This window comes from Gilliamella sp. B2717 (genome assembly GCF_026536675.1).
GTDB classification, from domain to species: Bacteria; Pseudomonadota; Gammaproteobacteria; order Enterobacterales; family Orbaceae; genus Gilliamella; species Gilliamella apicola_I.
Genome location: NZ_JAFNNQ010000011.1, coordinates 88,396 through 109,961, shown reverse-complemented (window position 1 = coordinate 109,961; position 21,566 = coordinate 88,396). Strand labels below are relative to the sequence as shown.

22 protein-coding genes are annotated in these 21,566 nt (G+C 35.1%); 9 read left to right on the top strand and 13 right to left on the bottom strand.

Annotated features, from left to right (window positions below):
- Positions 1-1,443, bottom strand: a complete 1,443-nt coding sequence (gene dacB / locus J3U35_RS02965; protein WP_267359453.1) for a serine-type D-Ala-D-Ala carboxypeptidase — start codon at positions 1,441-1,443, stop codon at positions 1-3.
- A 174-nt stretch (positions 1,444-1,617) separates the two neighbouring features.
- Between dacB and J3U35_RS02960 the strand changes: the two genes are divergently transcribed.
- Entirely contained in the window at positions 1,618-2,649 is a 1,032-nt protein-coding gene (locus J3U35_RS02960) for a TerC/Alx family metal homeostasis membrane protein (protein ID WP_267359450.1), read from the top strand.
- Positions 2,650-2,695: 46 nt separating this feature from the next.
- Here J3U35_RS02960 and cycA read toward each other — a convergent pair whose 3' ends face one another.
- Positions 2,696-4,069: a D-serine/D-alanine/glycine transporter gene (cycA, locus tag J3U35_RS02955; protein ID WP_267349717.1), complete on the bottom strand. Its 1,374-nt coding sequence runs from the start codon at positions 4,067-4,069 to the stop codon at positions 2,696-2,698.
- A gap of 191 nt (positions 4,070-4,260) precedes the next feature.
- Between cycA and mltA the strand changes: the two genes are divergently transcribed.
- The 3 genes from mltA to asmA all read left to right on the top strand — a co-directional run bounded on the left by mltA (position 4,261) and on the right by asmA (position 7,918).
- On the top strand, positions 4,261-5,340 hold the full coding sequence (gene mltA, locus J3U35_RS02950; protein ID WP_267359448.1) for a murein transglycosylase A: 1,080 nt from the start codon (positions 4,261-4,263) through the stop codon (positions 5,338-5,340).
- A 70-nt stretch (positions 5,341-5,410) separates the two neighbouring features.
- Positions 5,411-5,992: a dCTP deaminase gene (dcd, locus tag J3U35_RS02945; RefSeq protein ID WP_065558762.1), complete on the top strand. Its 582-nt coding sequence runs from the start codon at positions 5,411-5,413 to the stop codon at positions 5,990-5,992.
- A 33-nt stretch (positions 5,993-6,025) separates the two neighbouring features.
- Entirely contained in the window at positions 6,026-7,918 is a 1,893-nt protein-coding gene (gene asmA / locus J3U35_RS02940; RefSeq protein ID WP_267359446.1) for an outer membrane assembly protein AsmA, read from the top strand.
- 100 nt (positions 7,919-8,018) lie between these two features.
- Here asmA and hslU read toward each other — a convergent pair whose 3' ends face one another.
- The 11 genes from hslU to sucC form a co-directional block, all read right to left on the bottom strand.
- Positions 8,019-9,347 (bottom strand): HslU--HslV peptidase ATPase subunit, encoded by a 1,329-nt coding sequence (gene hslU / locus J3U35_RS02935; RefSeq protein ID WP_267349720.1) that lies wholly within the window; start codon positions 9,345-9,347, stop codon positions 8,019-8,021.
- 26 nt (positions 9,348-9,373) lie between these two features.
- The gene (gene hslV, locus J3U35_RS02930) at positions 9,374-9,901 is read right to left on the bottom strand and encodes an ATP-dependent protease subunit HslV (RefSeq protein ID WP_025316169.1); all 528 of its coding nucleotides are present in this window, start codon (positions 9,899-9,901) and stop codon (positions 9,374-9,376) included.
- A 169-nt stretch (positions 9,902-10,070) separates the two neighbouring features.
- Entirely contained in the window at positions 10,071-11,036 is a 966-nt protein-coding gene (tolA, locus tag J3U35_RS02925) for a cell envelope integrity protein TolA (RefSeq protein ID WP_267359444.1), read from the bottom strand.
- A 30-nt stretch (positions 11,037-11,066) separates the two neighbouring features.
- Positions 11,067-11,486, bottom strand: a complete 420-nt coding sequence (tolR, locus tag J3U35_RS02920; RefSeq protein ID WP_267359442.1) for a colicin uptake protein TolR — start codon at positions 11,484-11,486, stop codon at positions 11,067-11,069.
- A gap of 3 nt (positions 11,487-11,489) precedes the next feature.
- The gene (gene tolQ / locus J3U35_RS02915; protein WP_218837365.1) at positions 11,490-12,161 is read right to left on the bottom strand and encodes a protein TolQ; all 672 of its coding nucleotides are present in this window, start codon (positions 12,159-12,161) and stop codon (positions 11,490-11,492) included.
- 9 nt (positions 12,162-12,170) lie between these two features.
- Entirely contained in the window at positions 12,171-12,566 is a 396-nt protein-coding gene (gene ybgC, locus J3U35_RS02910; RefSeq protein WP_267359440.1) for a tol-pal system-associated acyl-CoA thioesterase, read from the bottom strand.
- A gap of 180 nt (positions 12,567-12,746) precedes the next feature.
- A complete protein-coding gene (gene cydX, locus J3U35_RS02905; protein WP_267359439.1) occupies positions 12,747-12,860 on the bottom strand; it encodes a cytochrome bd-I oxidase subunit CydX in 114 nt (37 codons plus the stop codon).
- A 9-nt stretch (positions 12,861-12,869) separates the two neighbouring features.
- Positions 12,870-14,006 carry a cytochrome d ubiquinol oxidase subunit II gene (cydB, locus tag J3U35_RS02900; protein ID WP_267349724.1) on the bottom strand — a complete coding sequence of 379 codons (1,137 nt, stop codon included), beginning with the start codon at positions 14,004-14,006 and terminating at the stop codon, positions 12,870-12,872.
- A 19-nt stretch (positions 14,007-14,025) separates the two neighbouring features.
- Positions 14,026-15,597: a cytochrome ubiquinol oxidase subunit I gene (locus J3U35_RS02895; RefSeq protein ID WP_267359437.1), complete on the bottom strand. Its 1,572-nt coding sequence runs from the start codon at positions 15,595-15,597 to the stop codon at positions 14,026-14,028.
- Between the two features lie 110 nt (positions 15,598-15,707).
- On the bottom strand, positions 15,708-16,574 hold the full coding sequence (gene sucD, locus J3U35_RS02890; RefSeq protein WP_267349726.1) for a succinate--CoA ligase subunit alpha: 867 nt from the start codon (positions 16,572-16,574) through the stop codon (positions 15,708-15,710).
- A 27-nt stretch (positions 16,575-16,601) separates the two neighbouring features.
- Positions 16,602-17,771 carry an ADP-forming succinate--CoA ligase subunit beta gene (gene sucC / locus J3U35_RS02885; RefSeq protein WP_267359435.1) on the bottom strand — a complete coding sequence of 390 codons (1,170 nt, stop codon included), beginning with the start codon at positions 17,769-17,771 and terminating at the stop codon, positions 16,602-16,604.
- Positions 17,772-17,950: 179 nt separating this feature from the next.
- On the opposite strand from sucC, the gene fldA reads away from it, so the two are divergent.
- The 5 genes from fldA to cls all read left to right on the top strand — a co-directional run bounded on the left by fldA (position 17,951) and on the right by cls (position 21,566).
- Entirely contained in the window at positions 17,951-18,463 is a 513-nt protein-coding gene (gene fldA, locus J3U35_RS02880) for a flavodoxin FldA (RefSeq protein WP_267359433.1), read from the top strand.
- 80 nt (positions 18,464-18,543) lie between these two features.
- Positions 18,544-19,002, top strand: a complete 459-nt coding sequence (gene fur / locus J3U35_RS02875; RefSeq protein WP_065558774.1) for a ferric iron uptake transcriptional regulator — start codon at positions 18,544-18,546, stop codon at positions 19,000-19,002.
- 66 nt (positions 19,003-19,068) lie between these two features.
- Complete coding sequence (locus J3U35_RS02870) at positions 19,069-19,611, top strand: septation protein A (RefSeq protein ID WP_267359431.1); 543 nt, start codon at positions 19,069-19,071, stop codon at positions 19,609-19,611.
- Between the two features lie 27 nt (positions 19,612-19,638).
- Positions 19,639-20,097 carry an acyl-CoA thioester hydrolase YciA gene (gene yciA / locus J3U35_RS02865; protein ID WP_267359429.1) on the top strand — a complete coding sequence of 153 codons (459 nt, stop codon included), beginning with the start codon at positions 19,639-19,641 and terminating at the stop codon, positions 20,095-20,097.
- Positions 20,098-20,102: 5 nt separating this feature from the next.
- Positions 20,103-21,566 carry a cardiolipin synthase gene (gene cls, locus J3U35_RS02860; RefSeq protein ID WP_065558777.1) on the top strand — a complete coding sequence of 488 codons (1,464 nt, stop codon included), beginning with the start codon at positions 20,103-20,105 and terminating at the stop codon, positions 21,564-21,566.

The window sequence follows — 21,566 nt, the reverse complement described above, 5'->3', positions numbered from 1 at the left end:
TTATTCACCAATCACAAATTTTTTATAAAATTCAGATTCGAAACGCATTATTGCACTATTTTTAGGCTCATCCCTTCTTTCAGGATGATATCCCGAAAGTAACTGAACAAAAGCGATAATTTTTCCATCTGACTTTTCAATAAATCCAGCTAAATTATAGCTGCCTTGTATATATCCCGTTTTTGCTCGTATGGTTTCTATAAAAGGCGGTTGATTAAAGCTTTTACGATATTGTAATGTTCCATCCTTCCCTGCAACAGGAAGTTTTTCAATAATTTTGAGATCGCGATCATGAGCTGAAATATATTGCAGAATTTCCATCATTTTGTCTGCACTGACAAGATTCAATCTAGACAAACCTGAACCGTCAACAATCACCAAATTTTCGAGATCAATACCAGCTTTTTTAAGTAAAATTTGTTTAACCGCATCCCCACTATTTCGCCATGTACCTGGAATTTTAAAGTAATGAGCCCCAATTGTTCTAAAGATAGCATCAGCGTACAGATTGTTCGATTTTTTCAACATTACGGTTAACAATTCTGATAGCGGTGCCGACTGGCTTGAAACTAATAATGAAAGTTTGCTATTTATGGGCTCATTACGTGCTGAAATCGCACCATTAAATGAAATTTTCTGTTGTTTTAACTCATTTTTCAAAACACTTGAAAAATAATCCACCCCATTAAGTACAGCAAATTTTAATGCTATTTTATCTGATCCTGACGCAATACATCCGGATAATTGATAGCGATTTTTGTCAGTATAACTGGCATCAAGCTCACAGTATTTATCATTCAGATCTTTACTGTTTTTAGCTATGGTTTTAACATTACCTGTCACCGTGACAGGAATATTTGAGGAAACAGAAATAGAGGCTTTAGCACCGACCTTACCCGGTTTGATTGTCACATAAAAACAATTATCATCGATAATTGCAGCTGACGGCGGTGCATTGTAACAAGCGGTTAAATTATTCCAAGACCAACCTTCTGCTTTATCGTGACTGGTAAATATAGAAGTATCTAAAATGACTTTTCCTGTTATTTTTTCAACCCCTTTCCCACGTAAACTTGCCAGCATATTTTTTAACTGTCCACGCGTAAAAGTTGGATCACCACTCAGTTGAATAATCAAATCACCATTTAATTGTTTATTGGCAATTGAACCATTAGTTAACATTTTAGTTTCAAATCTAAAATCCGCTCCTAATTCAAGTTCTGCTGCAAGTGCAGTGATCACTTTTTGGGTACTGGCTGGCTGTTTAAATTGATCGCTTTTATATTTAGCTAATGTTCTTGGTTTGTCATCAACAGATTGAACTAAAATTGATATATCACTACCTTTGGGTAACGAAGATACATAAGACTCAACTGACTGAGCTTGCAATATAGCGGAAAAAAAAGAAATAATAAAAAAACTTACTACTTTGAAATTTTTCATCAAAATCAGCTCAAAATTATTTTAATTAATGGGAAGGGATATTGAAAACAAATATATCTTTTTTTGTTATTGCTATCAATATATACTCAACTACTTTTATATATATGTTCTGTAAAAATAGTTAAATTTTGTTATTAAAAGATCATGACATAACTACATATTAGGCGATAAATTATGATTCACAACTCATTAGGCTTTCCAATTGAAACGGTCATCGTTTTTATTGTATTAGCATTAACAGCTATTGTTATTGATTTATATGCACATCATAACGATAAACCCATAAATTTAAAAAATGCTGTATTATGGTCACTATTTTGGATTGCTGTAGCTTTAGGATTTACTCTTTATCTATATCTTCATCATGGTAGTGCAATAGCGAGCTTATTTATCACTGGTTATGTACTTGAAAAGGCTCTCTCTGTTGATAATTTATTTGTGATTATGGCTATCTTTTCATGGTTTTCTGTACCTGAAAATTATCGTCATCGCTTGCTTTATTGGGGAGTAATAGGCGCCATCATATTCCGTGCTATTTTTGTTATCATTGGGACGGGTTTATTAGCTTTAGGGCCTTGGATGGAACTCGTTTTTTCCGTTATTGTTGCTTTTACCGGTTTGATGATGTTAAAAAATCAAGGTGAAAATGAAGAAATAAAAGATTATTCAAACCATTTCGCTTATCGAATAGCAAAACGTATTTTTCCCGCTTATCCTAAAATTGTCGGGCATCATTTTTTATTAACCTCTAAACAGTTAGATCAAGAACTTGCAAAACCAGAAAACAGTAACTTAATTGGCAAATTACCTAAAAGAGCTTTATACGCAACCCCGCTTTTTTTATGTATTACTGTAATTGAACTTAGCGATGTGATGTTTGCCTTTGATTCTGTTCCTGCTGTCATCGCGGTTAGCCAAGAACCACTCATCGTTTATAGTGCCATGATTTTTGCAATTTTAGGTCTCAGAACCATGTATTTTGTTTTAGAAGCCATGAAACAATACTTAGTTCACTTAGGAAAAGCGGTTATTTGTTTACTGTTTTTTATAGCAATCAAATTAGCATTAAATGCAAGTAACCATTTATTTGGGCATGGTATTGATATTAGTCCTATAACAAACCTTTATATCGTATTAGGCATTTTAGCTATCGGTATTATTGCCAGTATCATTTGGCCTGAAAAAGATCACTACAAAGCCGATTAATCTTCAGACAATGAGTAGGAATTCATCCTACTCATTATAGTAATAATTATTGACGTTTTAGCGAACGTATAAAATAGCTTATCCCTAAAATTACAAACCAAATTGGTGTTGCAATCAATGCTTGACGAGTATCTTTTTCAAAAGTAAGTAAGACAATAACAAATATAAAAAACATCAAGCTAACCAAGCACATCAAATTACCACCTGGCATCTTAAATTGAGATTGTTCGTGCAAATTCACTTTTTTACGTCGATAAGCCATATACGATATCAAAATCATCGACCAAATAAACATAAATAATATGGCGGAAATCGTCGTTACTATAGTGAAAGCTTCCATCACATTAGGAACTAAATAAATCAGAACTACACCACCGAATAAACAAGTACATGAAAAGAGCAAACCATTGGCAGGAACTGAACGACGTGATAATTTACCAAAAGGTTCTGGTGCATCTTGTTTTTTAGCCAAACCAAATAACATTCGGCTGGTAGAATAGATACCACTATTAGCCGACGAAGCAGCCGATGTTAATACCACAAAATTAATAATGCTTGCTGCCGCTGGTAAACCAATTAGGGTGAATAACTCAACAAATGGACTCTTATTTGGTGAAATAAATGACCATGGTGTCACACTCATAATGATAATTAATGCAAACACGTAAAAGAAGATAATACGTGCAGGCACAGAATTAATGGCTCGAGGTAAATTTTTATTCGGATCGACTGTTTCAGCGGCGGTAGTACCAACCAGTTCAATTCCCACAAAAGCAAAAATAGCTATCTGAAAACCGGCAAAGAATCCCATAAAACCATGAGGAAAAAATCCGCCATAATCCCAAAGATTCGAAAATGCAGCTGTGGTATTCGTTTGATCTGAGTGGTATGCTGTGAAAATTAATCCTAATCCAATACCAATCAAAGCTAAAATCGCAATAATTTTAATCATTGAAAACCAAAATTCGGTTTCGCCAAACATTTTTACTGTTAATAAATTAAGTGTTAACAGTAAAACGACGGTTAATAACATCGGGATCCAAGATTGCAAATCAGGAAACCAATGCTGTGCATAACCGGCAATAGCAACCACATCAGCAATACCTGTTACCACCCAACAAAACCAATAAGTCCAACCAGTAAAAAACCCTGCCCAAGGGCCGAGTAGATCATTGGCAAAATCACTAAACGATTTATATTTCAAGTTGGAAAGCAAGATTTCACCCATTGCTCGCATAACAAAAAATAAGATAAAACCAATAATCATGTAAACAAAGATGATCGACGGTCCAGCAAGGCTAATTGTTTTTCCTGATCCCATAAATAAGCCTGTACCAATTGCACCACTGATTGCAATTAACTGAATATGCCGATTAGAAAGGTTTCGTTTTAGGTCATTGTTTGAGGATGTATTGCTCATCACTATTATTACCTTTTATTCCGTAATTTTCGATTTTTTAAGGAATATAGGACTATAAATTCAATATTGCTAAATCGCAAGCTGATTTTTTATGAAAACTTTTTATTGTCCGTTAATAATTATGAGTAGTTTCTTATAATATAATTGTGTAGCATATTCAATACTGTTTATTATTGATAATAACTAATTAGATGAAAAAAAAACTTAATCATTATCTTTTCATTGTTTTTATTACCTTTTTTACACTTTCGCTGTTAACCAGCTGTCAAGATAAACCCATTAAACAGGGTCAACAATACTCGGACGGGCGATTACCCTTATCACTTAATATCAGCTATCCAAATTTAGATACGCCTGTAAACATAACAGACTACATTATGCAGGTGGAACAAATAAAAACCGCATCGCCCGCATTATACAAACAAAATGAACATATTTATAAAGCTGTTGATGATTGGATTAATGGCTTGCTTGCTTCTAATGAATTTCACAAAGTAGGATTAAATAGTTACGAAATGGCAGGTCAAGATGGATTTGGAAACGTGCACTTAACTGGTTATTATACCCCAATTATTAAAGCCAGACATAAACCTACTAAAGAATTTAAATATCCTATTTATAAAATGCCGGTTAACTACAAAGGTCAATTACCAAGTCGACAACAAATTTATAAAGGCGCTTTAGCTGGCAAAGGACTTGAAATTGCTTATAGTAATTCATTAATTGAAAACTTCATTATGGAAGTTCAAGGTAGTGCCTATATCGATTTTGAAGACGGTGAACCTTTGGTCTTTTTCAGCTATGGCGGTAAAAATGGACATGGCTATTCCAGCATTGGAAGAATTTTAATTGAACAAGGTGAAATTGAAAAAGAAAAGATATCGTTACAAGCCATTAGAGATTGGGCAACAACTAAAACTGAAAAACAGCTCAAAGCCTTGCTAACCGAAAACCGTTCCTTTGTCTTTTTTAAGCCCCAATACAATGCTGATGTCAAAGGAGCAGCAACTGTACCTTTGGTTGCTAATGCATCGGTAGCATCAGATAAGTTACTTGTCCCTCTTGGTTCGGTGGTGTTAATGGATTTACCATTACTCGATGAAGATGGTCAATATAATGGTAGACGAGAAACTCGTCTAATGGTTGCGCTCGATGTTGGAGGCGCCATAAAAGGCCATCATTTTGACCTTTATCTTGGCGTTGGAAATGACGCAGGTAAACTTGCTGGATACTACAATCATTATGGTCGGGCATGGGTAATTAAACCTTAATTTACGAACATCGACGGCATAACAAGAAACTGTTAAAATAGCAGGATAGAGGCTCAATTAAGGATAACTCATGAGATTATGCGATCGAGATATTGAAGCATATTTACAAAACGGTAAATTAAAAATAACCCCTCAACCAGCACCAAGTTCAATAAATGGCGCAACAGTTGATGTCAGGTTAGGTAATCAATTTCGGACTTTCCGAGAACATACAACTCCCTATATCGATTTAAGTGGACCCAAAGAAGAAGTTTCCGCAGTATTAGAACGTGTAATGAGTGATGAAATAGTACTATCTGAAGGTCATGTTTTTTACCTTCATCCAGGAGAACTTGCATTAGCCGTTACACTTGAATCTGTGACGATTCCTGATGATTTAGTTGGCTGGCTTGATGGACGTTCTTCATTAGCCAGACTTGGTCTTATGGTGCATGTAACTGCACACCGTATTGATCCAGGTTGGCAAGGACAAATTGTCTTAGAGTTTTTTAATTCTGGAAAAATCCCATTAGCACTTAGACCTGGGATGACTATCGGAGCCCTAAGTTTTGAGACTTTAACAGGGCGAGCGGCGAGACCTTACAATCGTCGACAAGATGCAAAATATAAAGACCAACATGGCGCTGTAGCCAGTCGTATTGATAAAGACTAAATCAGCATATAACCTTACTATAGGAACACTAATATGATAAAAAAAATATTGGTTACTCTTTTTATTTTAATTCTGATTATAGCTATTGGGATCATTTCACTGATTGTTTTTGTCGATCCTAATAATTTCCGAGGATTTATTTCTGATAAAGTAAGAGATAAAACAGGTTATGAATTAACTATTGAGGGTGATTTACGTTGGCATATTTGGCCACAAGTCAGTATATTAACCGATTCGGTAAAACTGAATGATACCGGTGCGCAAAAACCTATTTTGACCGCAGACAATATGCGACTAGATGTTGAACTGCTACCACTTTTTTCGAAAAAGTTGGTAGTAAAAAATGTTTTTGTTAAGTCGGCTGTCATCAATATTACCGATGATAGCAAAGGTGAAATGGCACATAAAAAAAACGCCAACAATATACCTCATAAACCTGATGAAGATAAGCAAAAGAATGAAGAGCAAAGCAAATCAAGTTGGCAATTCACATTGAACAAATTTGAAGTTGCAGATAGCACTTTAGTACTACAACAAAAAGATACGCTAATCAATTTTAGGAACATTAACTTAACGGTTGAACAAAAAGCGGATAAAAATCTCAATGTTGATTTCATAGGAAATGTTGATAAAAATCAACAGGATTTATTTTATGTTGCAAATGCCAATATTGATTTAAGTCAATACCCTGAACAGGCGACAATCGATCTGAAAAAATTTGATTATACGTTAACAGGTATCGGCATCCCTAGTGGCGAAATAAAAGGTAATTTGAAAACTATTTTACATTATCAAAAAAATCCGCAAAGCGTGAACACGCAAGATCTTCTATTATCAGTTAATGGTAATACATTTACAGGCAACGTTAGTCTCAATTTAGCTAACAAGCCTTATTTAGCGTTAGATCTCAATGCTGATAAATTAAATTTAGATCCGTTTATTACGGCCAAAGAGAAGCCTAGCGATAATGAAAGTAGCCCATCACAGCAAACGACACCTGTTGTATCGACAGTTCAAAAAACTAATAATGAACTTGATTTCCTAAATAGTTTCAATGCGAAAGCTAAGTTAAATATTAGGCAAATCGTTGCTAATCAAATAACACTTGATAATGTTCATGCTGATATCAGTAATAATGATGGTATTGCAACGTTTAATAACCTGAATTTTGATTTTGCCAAAGGGCATATTACGGCAAATGGTTTTGCCAGCGGCAAACAAAAGAATGCATTAATTAAACTGAGCAGTAAAATCAGTAATATCGATTTAAATGAATTCTTTAATCAAATCAATACACCAAATGATTTAGTAGGCGTATTTAATGCAAACGGAGAATTAGAAGTAAGCACCATTTCCACGGCTAACTTGTTATCCAGTTTACGAGGAAACGTTGCTATCAACATAGCTAATGCTAGATTGGATAATATTAATATTCAAAATATCATTCAAAATGCGGCAGCGAAGTATAGTAAAGATGTGCTGACAACCGAAAATCAACAAAAATTCACCGAGTTTCATCAAATTTCTGCTAATGGTAATATAAATAATGGTAATTTGGATGTTACGACATTAACCGCTAATTCAGAAACATTAGATATTATAAATGGTTCGGGAAGAGTAGGACTAGTTCAAAAAGACCTCGATATCAATTTAAATGTCAAAATGCTAGGTGGTTGGAATGGAAAAAGTGAAACCATTGCCAAATTACAACAATTAACGATTCCACTACGAATTTATGGTGAATTTACAAAACTTCATTATCAAATTGATATTAGCCAAGTCTTTAAAGATGTTCTTAATGATAAACTACAACAAGGATTAGATAAACTTCGAGAAAAACTCGAAAATCGAAATTCAAAAGATGATTCTAAATCAAAATCGAAGCAAAAAGCGGCGGATATCTTAGGTCAGTTATTTAAAAAATAGTGCTTGATCTGCACGTTAAATTGATTGTTGTGACGATCAATGATGTTAATAAAAAAGGTGAGATTAACTCACCTTTTTTTATTCGATAAAGAACATTTATTTATAGAATAAATTTACTTAAATCTTCATCAGCAACCAGTTTATCTAAGTGATCGCCTACATATTTAGCATCAATAGTAATAGTTTGACCACCTAACTCACTTGCATCAAACGAAACTTCTTCCATTAATCGTTCTAACACAGTATGCAAACGACGAGCGCCTATATTTTCATTTTGTTCATTCACCTGCCAAGCAGATTCAGCTATTTTACGGATACCATCAGGCGTAAATTCGATATTGACACCTTCTGTTGCCATTAATGCTTTGTATTGTACTGTAAGCGAGGCATTTGGCTCAGTTAAAATTCGCTCAAAATCTTCAGTTGTTAACGCCTGTAATTCAACCCTTATAGGTAAACGCCCTTGAAGTTCAGGTATTAAATCAGATGGATTAGCTGTTTGGAAAGCCCCCGAAGCAATAAATAAAATATGGTCGGTTTTTACTGCACCATGTTTAGTAGAAACAGTACATCCTTCAACAAGTGGTAATAGATCACGCTGTACACCTTCACGTGAAACATCAGGACCTGACGAATTACCTCGTTTACAGACTTTATCAATTTCATCAATAAATACGATCCCATTTTGTTCCACCGCTTCGATAGCTTCATGTTTAAGATCGTCAGGGTTAACCAATTTAGCAGCTTCTTCTTCAATCAACTGTTTAAATGCATCTTTAATTTTCATCTTACGTGGTTTGGTTTTTTGTCCACCTAGATTTTGAAACATTGATTGTAATTGATTAGTCATCTCTTCCATACCCGGAGGAGCCATAATTTCGACACCAATATTAACGCCAGCAACTTCAATCTCTATCTCTTTTTCGTCAAGCGTACCTTCACGTAATTTTTTTCGAAATGCTTGTCTTGCTGTAGAATCATTATTGTTTTCAACTTGTCCCCAGCCATCTTTAGCCGGTGGGACAAGTACATCTAAAATCCGTTCTTCAGCTAGTTCTTCAGCACGATTACGATTTCTTTCCATCGCTTCTTGTCGAATCATTTTTACCGCTGAATCCGTCAAATCACGAATAATGGAATCGACTTCCTTACCAACGTAACCTACTTCAGTAAATTTCGTCGCTTCAACTTTGATAAAAGGTGCATGAGCTAATTTCGCTAAGCGCCTTGCAATTTCTGTTTTACCAACACCAGTTGGACCAATCATTAATATATTTTTTGGGGTGACTTCGTGACGGAGTGCTTCATCTAGTTGCATACGACGCCAACGATTACGTAACGCTATTGCAACGGAACGTTTAGCTTTATCTTGTCCAATAATATGTTGGTTTAGTTCGCTTACAATTTCGCGAGGAGTCATTTCAGACATAATATAATTCTCTTAAATCAGTTAAATTAATAATTAAGTTCTTCAATCGTTTGGAAATTATTGGTATACACACAAATATCGCCGGCAATCGATAATGATTTTTGTACAATATCATGTGCAGATAAAGAAGTATTATCCAGTAAAGCTCTTGCCGCAGCTTGAGCATAAGGTCCACCAGAACCAATTGCAATTAAATCATCTTCTGGTTGAATTACATCCCCTGTACCAGTAATAATTAGTGAAGCACTTTCATCAGCAACAGCAAGTAAAGCTTCTAATTTGCGTAACATTCTGTCTGTTCGCCAATCTTTAGCTAGTTCAACAGCGGCCTTCGTCAAATGACCTTGATGCATTTCTAATTTACGCTCAAATAATTCAAAAAGTGTAAAAGCATCAGCAGTACCACCAGCAAAACCTGCAATCACTTTGTTATTATAAAGACGACGAACTTTACGTGCATTTCCTTTCATAATAATACGTTCGCCTAGTGTGACTTGACCGTCTCCACCGATTACAACTTGCCCTTCTCGACGGACACTGACAATTGTTGTCATATTCTGCTCCTTCTCTTACATAAATATCTTAATTTGGAATGAATAGGTTATATATTGGGATGATAAATTGGTTTTCAACATCTTTTATACAAAGATGTTGTCAATTTATTGAATGAATGGATAATCGAGATTCACATCACATTGTAAAATCAATTAAAATCCATATTTACTATGGTTCAAAGTTGATTATCATCTTTTTAACTTCAGGATAAAGTATTTGAGAAGGTTCCGGAATTATGGCTAACAATGTAGCAGCAACGGCTTCACGGCATAATGCATCATCGCCACTTAACACTTTATGATCTAATAATAGACCATCCGGTGCGATTTGAATTTGTAATTGGCAACGCTGACCTACATAAAGACGATTTGGATTAATAAATTTATTACTTATAGCGGTTTTAACTAAAAATTTATATTTATCTAATTCGCCGTTAGAAACACCCTTTCTTGTTGCTGGTGCGCTTGATCCACCTGTCGTAAGTTCACCTAATAGATCATTAACAGCTTTATCATTTGCTGCCTTTTGTTGCGCAGCTCGTTTAGCAGCTTCTTTTTTTTCGCGTGCCGCTTTTTCTTCAGCAGCTTTTTTTTCTGCTTCTTGCTTTTCTCGTGCTGCTTTTTCTGCAGCAGCTCTTTTTTCTGCTTCTAACTTTTCTCGTGCTGCTTTTTCTTCAGCTGCTCGCTTTTCAGCTTCTTGCTTTTCTCGTGCTGCTTTTTCCTCAGCGGCTCGCTTTTCAGCCTCTAGCTTTTCTTGTGCTGCTTTTTTCTCAGCTTCAAGCTGTTCTTGTTTAAGTTTTTCAGCAAGTTTTAAACGCTCTTTTTCTAAATCCTTTAAATACTGTTGCTGTTCCAGTTGCTTTTGCTGCAACAACTGATTCTGTTTTGTAATTTGCTCATCAACCTGTTGCCTTAATTGCTGTTGATTTTTTTGACTTTGTGATTGCCTTTTATATTGTTCAGATATAATAGATGGATCAACCATAATTGCATCAATCGATTGACCATTGACCGTACCGTAATTATCACTATCATCTTGTATAGCTTTATAACATAAAAAAATTATCAATAACACATGAAACAGGATTGATAAAATTATGGCTAAACTGAATTTTGAATTTGATTTTTTAGACATTGCTGACATTTTAATGTGTTTTATTCTAGTTTACATTGGTTGTGTCATTAAACCAACAGATTTAACACCTGCAGATTGTAATAAGTTTAAAGCTTTTATAATTTCTTCATAAGGTACATTTTTAGCTCCACCGACTAAAAATACAGCCTTTTCATTCAATGCTAATAACTGCTTAACTTCAGCAATGATCTGTTCTTGCTGTAAGCTTTCTTGTGGCACACTATCGATTCTGAGTGTATAAACCCCGACATCTGCCACTTCTAATATTATGGTTTTATTTTCAGAAGCTGAAACCGTCTTAGATTCGGTTGATTCAGGCAGATCGACTTCAACGCTTTGGCTAATAATGGGGGCTGTTGCCATAAAAATAAGTACCAATACTAACAGTACATCAAGCAATGGTACAATGTTAATCTCTGATTTAGTTGAAAAACGTGAACTTCTACGCATAGTTTATTTCCTGACAGCCACAGCTTGACGCTGTAAAATAGCTGAAAATTCATCAATAAAGTTGAGATAACTTTGCTCAATACGGCTGACTTTCAACGATAAACGATTAAATGCCATAACCGCTGGAATTGCAGCAAATAAACCAATTGCTGTTGCAATTAAAGCTTCAGCTATACCTGGCGCAACAAGTTTTAATGTCGCTTGTTTAGCTGCGCCAAGAGAAATGAAAGCATGCATGATTCCCCAAACGGTCCCAAATAACCCAATATAAGGACTAATAGAACCTACCGTACCTAAGAAAGGAATATGCTGTTCAAGATTATCAAGTTCTCGATTCATAGCAAGGCGCATAGAACGAGATGCACCGTCTAAAGCGGCCTCTGGCATATTTGGATTGATTTGATATAAACGGGTAAATTCTTTAAAACCTGAATAAAAAATATGTTCTGTACCTGTAATTTCATCTTTGTTGGATTTTGCTTTCTCAAATAAAACATTCAACTCGTCAGCTGCCCAAAAACGATTATCAAATTGTTCAATTTGCTTTTTGGCTTGCCTTAAAACCTTAGTTCTCTGAAAAATAATCGCCCATGACATAATTGAAAACATCAATAATAACAACATAACACATTGCACTAAAAGACCTGCTTGTAAGAACAGATTAACAATATTCAGATTTTCCACTTATATAAACTCCAAAACTAGTGACTTTGGAAGCCCACATGGCTTCATTTTAGTGATATCAACACAAGCAATAATAACATCAGCACTGCTAATCACTTGATTGTTCTCATTAATAATAGTTTGCTTAAAAATTATAGATGCCTTGCGAATTTGATCAACTTTACTATTAATAGTTAACAGGTCATCCAAACGAGCGGGGAAGTGATAGCTAATATCCATCTTTTTAACAACAAAAGCAATACTTTCTTGTAATAGCTTATGTTGACTGATTCCAAGTTGTCTTAGCAATTCTGTTCTCGCTCGCTCATAAAAAGCAAGATACCTGGCATGATATACGACACCACCAGCATCAGTATCTTCATAATAAACTCTGGCACTCCAATTAAATTCTTTCATATTTGTATTTACATATTTTAAAAGCAATATGTTTTATTATATCTAAATCTTAAATATGCTGCACTATGATATAGAATTACTCAAATGAAAACAATTATCATTTGTAACATATTAATGATTTAAATTAACGATGAATGAAAAAGGTGACGATTGTCACCTTTAAAAATATAGAGATGCTTATTAATTGTTATTTTTGGATTCTTTTTCGCTGTTTGTTTGTTCAACCCAAAGTCCTGTAACAACGGCAAGCATACAAGCTGCAATAAGACCGATAAACCATAAAAAGTAATACATAATTATACCTTAATAAAGTGAATGTTTGTTATTTTCGATATGATTTTTATCAAGTCGTCCGAACATTTTAATATATGACCAAGTAGTATAGAAAAGGATAATGGGTAAAAATATCACTACTACAAAGAACATAATATTAAGTGTTAACTGGCTTGATGTTGAATCCCACATTGTTAAACTCGCATTAGGCATAATGCTTGATGGTATAATGAATGGGAACGTTGCTATGCCATAAGTTAATAACACACACGCAATAGTTAACGTCGATAAAATAAATGATAAAGCATTTTTATTTAACCCAGAACAAACAATGTTGAGTAAAGGTAAAACAACACCGAGTACAGGAACAATCCATAAAATTGGATAATTCATATAATTTCTAAGCCATGTTGATTCGGTGGATACCACTTTATTTAATGGCTGTGACGTGACACTATGATCTATCGTGCTGACCACTTCATAACCATGCATACCAAACATGACCCAAATACCCGCTAAAATAAATGTAATGACTAAAATTAAGCAAGATATTTGAGTTGCTTTTCGGGCTCTTAAATATAATTCACCAGAGGTCTTCATTTGCAACCAAGTGCCGCCATGAGCAACAAACAACATCAAACTCACCACACCGGTTAATAAAGCAAACGGATTAAGCAAACCAAAGAAGTTTCCATCATAGAAGACACGATAAGAATTATCAAATCTAAATGGAACGCCTTCTAATAAATTACCAAAAGCCACCCCAAAAACAAGAGCAGGAACAAAGCTACCAATAAAGATTGCAATATCCCATAAACCACGCCATTTTGAATTTTCAAGTTTACTGCGATAATCAAAGCCTATTGGTCTAAAAAATAATGCACATAGAACCAAAATCATTGCGATGTAAAAGCCCGAAAACGACACAGCATAAGCAAATGGCCATGCAGCAAAAATCCCAGCTCCAGCCGTAATTAGCCAAACCTGATTACCATCCCAATGAGGCGCAATAGCATTTATCATAATTCGGCGTTCAGTATCTGTTTTACCTATGAAAGGGAGTAAAATACCAACCCCCATATCAAAACCATCAGTGATAACAAAACCAATCAAGATAACACTAATTAGCAACCACCAAATAGCTCGTAGAATTTCGTAATCAATCATTGTGTTTACTCCCTTTGTCCTATTCTGTAGTTGGTTGCGTTTTTTCGTAATGATATTTGCCTGTCCCCAAAGAACTTGGTCCAAGACGTGCAAATTTAAACATTAAGAACATTTCAGCAACTAAGAACAGAGTATAAAGTCCACAAATTAGTATCATAGTAAATAATACTTCACCTGGAGTTAACGACGAATTAGCCACACCTGTTGGTAAAATATCTTGAATTGCCCATGGTTGTCGACCGTATTCAGCAACAAACCAACCACATTCACATGCTATCCATGGAAAAGGTAAGAACACTAATAATAAACGGTGAAGCCAACGTTTTTCACCAATTTTATTTTTATAAGTAGTCCATAATGCAAGACCAGTTCCTAAGATCATTAATACACCAAGACCAACCATGATTCTAAATGACCAGAATAGTGGCCAAACAGCAGGAATAGAATCTTCTGTGGCAGCTTTAATGTGCGCTTCCGTCGCTTCCGGAATCGTTAAATTATCTCGATCAGTAAAACGTTTGACTAAATAACCATAACCTAAATCAGCTTTGTTATTTTCAAACAATTTAAGCACCTCGGGATCTTGATTTCCTTGTTGGATTTTTTCAAGATTTGTATAAGCTAAAATACCGTTACGAATTCGCATTTCGTTAGTGGCTAAAATGTCTTTTAACCCTGTTACTTGCTTATCCAATGAACGTGTTGTCATAATGCCCATTGCATAAGGTATTTCAATCGCAAATAAATTTTCTTTATCTTTTTGAGAAGGAAAAGCAATAACATTAAATGATGCAGGGGCGGGTTGAGTTTCCCATTCGGCTTCAATAGCAGCAAGTTTAGCTGGCTGAACGGTTGTCATTTCGTGACCGGCTTCATCCCCCATAATCGCGACAACAATAGATACAATGAAACCAAACATAGCTGCCACGGCAAAAGAGCGTTTAGCAAATTCGCTATCACGTTTTTTAAGTAAGTAATAAGAACTGATACTTAAGACAAAAATCGCACCTGTTAGATAACCCGCCGCGACAGTGTGCACAAATTTGTATTGTGCAACAGAGTTGGTGATCAGATCATAAAAACTTGCCATTTCCATGCGAGAGTTGATTGGATTGAAATCTGAACCGATTGGGAACTGCATCCAACCGTTAGCAACGAGAATCCATAGTGCAGAAAAATTCGACCCGAATGCAACGCACCATGTCACAAGAAGATGTTTACCGCGACTTAATCTATCCCAACCAAAAAAGAATAACCCTACCATTGTTGATTCTAGAAAAAAGGCCATTAACCCTTCTATTGCCAATGGTGCCCCAAAAATATCGCCGACGTAATGCGAATAATAAGACCAGTTAGTACCAAACTGAAATTCCATTGTTAAACCTGTTGCTACACCAACAGCGAAGTTAATAGCAAACAGTTTTCCCCAGAATTTAGTCATATCTTTCCAGACTTGCTTACCACTAACAACATATACCGTTTCCATAATTGCTAGCATAAACGCTAAACCTAGCGTTAATGGTACAAAAATAAAATGATACATTGCCGTGAGTGCAAACTGGAGACGCGATAGTTCTACTATATCTAACATAATTGCTCCCTGTTCCTTTAATATGCCCACAAAGTGTATAAAGATATATCGCAATATTGTACATCAATATTTAAAGAATAAAAATTGATTAATGTCAAAAAAAACACTGTTTAAACTGCTTTTTTTACCGCATTACCAATTTCAGCAAGACTACTAACTACAACTACACCAGCAGCAGTTAATGCTTTTACCTTTTCTTCAGCAGTGCCTTTATTACCCGAGATAATTGCTCCTGCATGCCCCATGCGTTTGCCGGCTGGTGCCGACATACCGGCAATATAGGCTATAACTGGTTTGCTAACATGTTTTTTAATGTATTCAGCAGCTTCTTCTTCCGCACTACCACCAATTTCGCCAATCATCACAATTGCTTTAGTCTTCGGATCTTGCTCAAGTAATGCTAAAATAGAAATAAAATCACTGCCTGGAATGGGATCACCACCAATACCAATACAAACAGATTGACCTAGTCCAATATCAGTAGTTTGTTTGACTGCTTCATAAGTCAAAGTCCCTGATCGAGACACAATACCGATATCACCAGCTAGATGAATATGCGCAGGCATAATGCCAATTTTACATTCATCAGGCACAATAATACCCGGACAATTAGGACCAATCATAATTGTATCACTCTGTTTTAGCTTTTCTTTGACAATAAGCATATCCAAAGTAGGAATACCTTCAGTGATACAAACAATTAATTTAATACCTGCTTCAATTGCTTCGAGTATCGAATCTTTGCCAAATGCCGCAGGAACATAAATCACACTTGCCGTTGCCCCCGTCGCTTCAACAGCTTCTTTGACAGTATTAAAAACCGGCAATCCGAGATGAGTTGTTCCCCCTTTACCGGGTGTAACCCCACCAACCAATTGAGTTCCATATTCAATCGCTTGTTGTGAATGAAAGGTACCTTGGCTACCCGTAAATCCCTGACAAATGACTTTCGTTGCGTTATTGATTAAAATTGACATAATTATTGTTCCTCACTCTTCCTATTATTATGCGACCGCAACAATTTTTTGTGCAGCATCAGTCAAACTTTCGGCTGTAGTAACATTTAATTGGCTTTCAATTAAAATTTCTCTGGCAAGCAGAGCATTATTACCTTCAAGACGAACAACAACAGGAACAGTTAGCTCAATTTCTTTAATAGCGCTGATAATACCATCGGCAATTAGATCACATCGAACAATACCTCCAAAAATATTGACCAATATCGCTTTGACATTTTTATCTGATAAAATCAATTTGAACGCTTCAGCGACTCGCTCTTTGGTTGTACCGCCGCCTACATCGAGAAAATTGGCCGGTTTTCCACCATAAAGTTTGATCATATCCATGGTTGCCATTGCCAAACCTGCCCCATTAACCATACAACCGATATTGCCATCTAACGAAACATAACTAATCCCTTGTTTGGCGGCAATAGATTCACGTTTATCTTCTTGTGTGGTATCTCTTAAAATAGTTAAGTCAGGGTGTCTAAACATTGCGTTATCATCTAAAACGGCTTTAGCATCTAAGCAAACGAATTCATCGGCATCGGTAATAACCAAAGGATTGACTTCTGCTAATGACACATCATTTTTTAAGAAAAACTGCGCAAAATTAACAAATAGTTTGGCAAATTGGTTAATAAGTTTACCCGTTAACCCTAATTTAAAGGCAAGTTCTCTACCTTGAAAAGCACAAGGACCGGTTAAAGGATCAAGTGCAATTTTATGTATTAAATGTGGTGATTTTTCAGCGACACTTTCAATATCAACGCCGCCTTCAGTTGAAGCCATGATGACCACACGTTGAATACTACGATCTATTACTGCCCCTAAATAAAGTTCTTTCTGTATATTGGAAGCTTTTTCAATTAAGATTTGATTAACAAGTTGACCTTCTGATGTGGTTTGATAAGTGACAAGATGCTGACCTAGCCATTTTTCAGCAAAAAGTTTAATTTGATTAAGATCATTAGTACAAATTACACCACCAGCCTTTCCTCTGCCCCCTGCATGAACTTGACATTTAGCAACCCAAGCACCTGAATCAGACTTAGATGCTAATTCAGCTAAAGTATCTTGTACTTCATCCATTGAGTTACATACAAACCCTTCTGGTACGGGTAAGTTGTATTGCTTGAAAAGATATTTGGATTGATATTCATGCAAGTTCATAAACAAATTCCACAACTTAAGTTAATATTAAAAATAGCCTCAATTCTAATCCAAGATTAATCAATTGTGTAGTAAATAATATCTTATAGGTATTGTAATTGAGAATTATTGCTGATAATAAGTGACAATGATATACTCATTAGCTAAATTAATATCGTAATAATTGTAAAGGTAAAAAAATGAAACAAGTTGGTATTTTTTTTGGAAGTGATACAGGCAATACAGAAAATGTTGCCAAACAAATCCAACTCATTTTGGGTAACGATAAAGCCGATCTTTTAGATATTCGAGAAGCCACCAAAGAGCATATCGAACAATATGCTTACCTTATTTTCGGTATTCCAACTTGGTATTATGGTGATCCACAAGCAGATTGGGAAGACTTCTTTCCTAATTTAGAGCAAATCGATTTTAACGGAAAAACTGTTGCTATTTTTGGCTGCGGAGATCAAGAAGACTATTCAGAATTCTTCTGCAGTGCAATGGGAACAATACGCGATATTATCGAACCGAAAGGCGCCAAAATTGTTGGGCATTGGCCAACTGAAGGTTATATCTTTGAAGCATCTAAAGGTTTAGTTGATGATACACATTTTGTTGGTTTGGCAATTGACGAAGATCGTCAACCAGAATTAACAGAAGAACGCATTTCTACTTGGGTTGAACAAGTAAAAACAGAAATGAATATTTAATCTATTTTAATGATTTAATGTATTTTTCGTTCATCATATTTTATAATCATTAATTTATATCAACTATATTGGGATGTAATATGACAAATCATGATAGAGATAATAATGCAGCGCTGAAAAGTGCTGGTTTAAAAGTTACATTACCTCGTTTAAAAATTTTAGAGTTACTACGTGATCCTTCATGCCAACATATTACTGTAGAAGATCTCTATAAAAAACTTCTTGATATGGGAGAAGAAATTGGACTTGCAACAGTTTATCGAGTTTTAAACCAATTTGATGACGCAGGTATCGTAACCCGACACAATTTTGAGGGTGGTAAAGCCGTATTTGAACTTGCAACACAACAACATCATGATCATCTAATTTGTTTAGATTGTGGTGAAGTATTTGAATTTCGTGATGAAATTATTAATACCCGACAAAAAGAAATTGCAGAACAATATGGCGTAAAATTAACTTTCCATAGTTTGTATCTTTATGGTCATTGTGATTCCGGTAATTGCAAAAAACACCCAGAACTTCATACCAAAAAATGAGCCTATTTTATAGGCTTTTTTTACTTTTCAAATTATCGTAATTCTTCTGTTAGGTTAGTAATTATAATGAAACAGCTTTTAAACTTTGTCCCACTTGTTGTCTTTTTTGTCTTTTTGACAATGTATGATATTTTTGTTGGTGTTCAAGCATTAATGATTGCATCATGTGTATCACTTGTTATTGGAATGATTTTATACAAAAAAATTGATAAAGTAGAATTAATTTCCTTTTTGATGGTGATGATTTTTGGTGGTATTACGCTCGCCACAAAAGAAGCGATATTCATAAAATGGAAAGTAACAATTATTAATTTTTTATTTGCATCTGTTCTATTAATCAGTCAATCTATATTTAAGAAAAACTTAATTCAAAAAATGTTAGGCAAAGAGTTACAATTAGATGACATTATTTGGAATAAACTGAATTTAATATGGATAGTCTTTTTTATACTTTGCGGAACGTTCAGTTTGATTGCAACTTATTATATGTCTGATAACTTTTTTTGGAAATTTAAGGTTTTTATTTTACCCATTGCATCATTGTTATTATCCTTAATTTCTGGTATTTATATCTATAAAAATATTAATAAAGATTTAGAAAGTAAATAAATAGCATAGGTAGGAGTAATTTTAGTGATGAAACAAACAACTGACAATCCCAAGGGACAACTAGTACTCAGAACGCTTGCTATGCCTTCAGACACCAACCCACATGGACACATATTTGGTGGTTGGATCATGTCTCAAATGGATCTTGCAGGTGGTATTTTATCAAAAGAGATTGCTAAAAACAGAGTCGTGACTGTTAATGCCAGTAGCATTACTTTTCATAAACCCGCTATGGTTGGCGATGTAGTTTGCTGCTATGCTCGTTGTATAAAAACAGGAAGAACCTCAATGACAATTGCTATTGAAGTTTGGATCAAAAAATTAATTGATACTGATGATACAACACAGCGTTTTTGTATTACTGATGCGGTATTTACCTATGTGTCTGTCGATAAGCATAATAATCCAAAACCTTTACCAGAAATATTTCAAAACTTCGATTGCGACAAAGACCCGATTAGCAAATTAAATCTTAACAATAGTTGAGCAATATGCAATTATACTCATTCCATACTCTAATTAGTTCGTTGATCTTTCTAACTTATTGGTTGCTTATTGTAGCAACCTCATTGCGTATTGTTTTCAAACGCAGGCCGACAACCTACGTTATTGCATGGATGTTAATAATCTATATTTTACCAATTGTTGGAATCATACTCTACTTTGCCATAGGGGAAGCCCATTTAGGTCAACAACGTGTAAAACGTGCGCAACAAATGCGTCCTACAATTGCTAAATTTATTAATCGACTTGAAGATTTTCCTGATATTTTTACCCGTAATGTTAGTCAAGTCAGTAAACCGATTTTTCAACTTTGTAAGCACCAAACCGGCCTCGATGGTATTAATGGTAACCATATAGAGTTACTTAGCGAAACAGATGAGATATTCGATCGTTTAATCGATGATATCAATCATGCAACATCTAATATTGAAATGGTTTTTTATATCTGGAACGAAGGCGGTAGAGCGGATGATGTTGAGAATGCATTGATTGCCGCAACCAAACGAGGCGTAACCTGTCGTTTAATGGTTGATTCCGCAGGTAGTCGCCATTTTATCAGAACCAAAGCAAGTAAAAGAATGCGTGACGCAGGCATTACAATTATCGAAGCCTTAAAAGTAAATCTGTTACGTTTTATGTTCCGACGTCTTGACCTACGTCAACATCGCAAAGTTGCCATTATTGATAATTATATTTCTTATACTGGCAGTATGAATATCGTGGATCCTCGCTATTTTAAACAAAATAAACACATTGGCGAATGGGTAGATATCATGGTAAGAATGAATGGGCCAGTGACAACGTTAATGGGTGCAATTTATGCAAGTGATTGGGAGCTTGAAACGGGGAAATACTTAGCATTACCGCAAATTACTGAGTTTGCCGAACCGCCCGAAGAGAAAAAACACATAATGCAATTAATTGCTTCAGGGCCGGGTTATACTGAAAATATGATTCATCAAGTGCTGTTAACCGCAATATACTCAGCGCAAGAACAAATTATTTTTACTACCCCTTATTTAGTGCCTAGCGATGATATATTACACGCTGTTGTGACAGCTGCTCAGCGAGGTGTTGAAGTGATTATTATCGTTCCGAAAAAAAATGATTCACTTATGGTCAAATGGGCTAGTCGAGCATTTTTCTCTGAATTACTAGAAGGTGGTGTCAAACTTTATCAATTTAATGATAATTTATTACATACCAAAAGTGTGTTAATTGATAATCAACTTAGTTTAGTGGGTACCGTAAATTTAGACATGCGTAGTTTATGGCTCAATTTTGAAATCACTACAGTTATTGATGATGCTGAATTTGCTAAATCATTATCTCAGCTTTTACATAAATACTTATCTAACTCAGATATCGTAAATATCGATGAATGGAAAAAACGCCCAATTTGGCAACGTGTTATTGAACGACTTTTTTATTTTTTTGCACCGTTGCTATAA

What these genes read in the sequence shown, in the direction of transcription:
- dacB (WP_267359453.1), bottom strand. Translation starts at nt 1,443, where the DNA reads ATGAAAAATTTCAAAGTAGTAAGTTTTTTTATTATTTCTTTTTTTTCC.
- J3U35_RS02960 (WP_267359450.1), top strand. Translation starts at nt 1,618, where the DNA reads ATGATTCACAACTCATTAGGCTTTCCAATTGAAACGGTCATCGTTTTT.
- cycA (WP_267349717.1), bottom strand. Translation starts at nt 4,069, where the DNA reads ATGAGCAATACATCCTCAAACAATGACCTAAAACGAAACCTTTCTAAT.
- mltA (WP_267359448.1), top strand. Translation starts at nt 4,261, where the DNA reads ATGAAAAAAAAACTTAATCATTATCTTTTCATTGTTTTTATTACCTTT.
- dcd (WP_065558762.1), top strand. Translation starts at nt 5,411, where the DNA reads ATGAGATTATGCGATCGAGATATTGAAGCATATTTACAAAACGGTAAA.
- asmA (WP_267359446.1), top strand. Translation starts at nt 6,026, where the DNA reads ATGATAAAAAAAATATTGGTTACTCTTTTTATTTTAATTCTGATTATA.
- hslU (WP_267349720.1), bottom strand. Translation starts at nt 9,347, where the DNA reads ATGTCTGAAATGACTCCTCGCGAAATTGTAAGCGAACTAAACCAACAT.
- hslV (WP_025316169.1), bottom strand. Translation starts at nt 9,901, where the DNA reads ATGACAACAATTGTCAGTGTCCGTCGAGAAGGGCAAGTTGTAATCGGT.
- tolA (WP_267359444.1), bottom strand. Translation starts at nt 11,036, where the DNA reads ATGTCTAAAAAATCAAATTCAAAATTCAGTTTAGCCATAATTTTATCA.
- tolR (WP_267359442.1), bottom strand. Translation starts at nt 11,486, where the DNA reads ATGCGTAGAAGTTCACGTTTTTCAACTAAATCAGAGATTAACATTGTA.
- ybgC (WP_267359440.1), bottom strand. Translation starts at nt 12,566, where the DNA reads ATGAAAGAATTTAATTGGAGTGCCAGAGTTTATTATGAAGATACTGAT.
- cydX (WP_267359439.1), bottom strand. Translation starts at nt 12,860, where the DNA reads ATGTATTACTTTTTATGGTTTATCGGTCTTATTGCAGCTTGTATGCTT.
- cydB (WP_267349724.1), bottom strand. Translation starts at nt 14,006, where the DNA reads ATGATTGATTACGAAATTCTACGAGCTATTTGGTGGTTGCTAATTAGT.
- J3U35_RS02895 (WP_267359437.1), bottom strand. Translation starts at nt 15,597, where the DNA reads ATGTTAGATATAGTAGAACTATCGCGTCTCCAGTTTGCACTCACGGCA.
- sucD (WP_267349726.1), bottom strand. Translation starts at nt 16,574, where the DNA reads ATGTCAATTTTAATCAATAACGCAACGAAAGTCATTTGTCAGGGATTT.
- sucC (WP_267359435.1), bottom strand. Translation starts at nt 17,771, where the DNA reads ATGAACTTGCATGAATATCAATCCAAATATCTTTTCAAGCAATACAAC.
- fldA (WP_267359433.1), top strand. Translation starts at nt 17,951, where the DNA reads ATGAAACAAGTTGGTATTTTTTTTGGAAGTGATACAGGCAATACAGAA.
- fur (WP_065558774.1), top strand. Translation starts at nt 18,544, where the DNA reads ATGACAAATCATGATAGAGATAATAATGCAGCGCTGAAAAGTGCTGGT.
- J3U35_RS02870 (WP_267359431.1), top strand. Translation starts at nt 19,069, where the DNA reads ATGAAACAGCTTTTAAACTTTGTCCCACTTGTTGTCTTTTTTGTCTTT.
- yciA (WP_267359429.1), top strand. Translation starts at nt 19,639, where the DNA reads ATGAAACAAACAACTGACAATCCCAAGGGACAACTAGTACTCAGAACG.
- cls (WP_065558777.1), top strand. Translation starts at nt 20,103, where the DNA reads ATGCAATTATACTCATTCCATACTCTAATTAGTTCGTTGATCTTTCTA.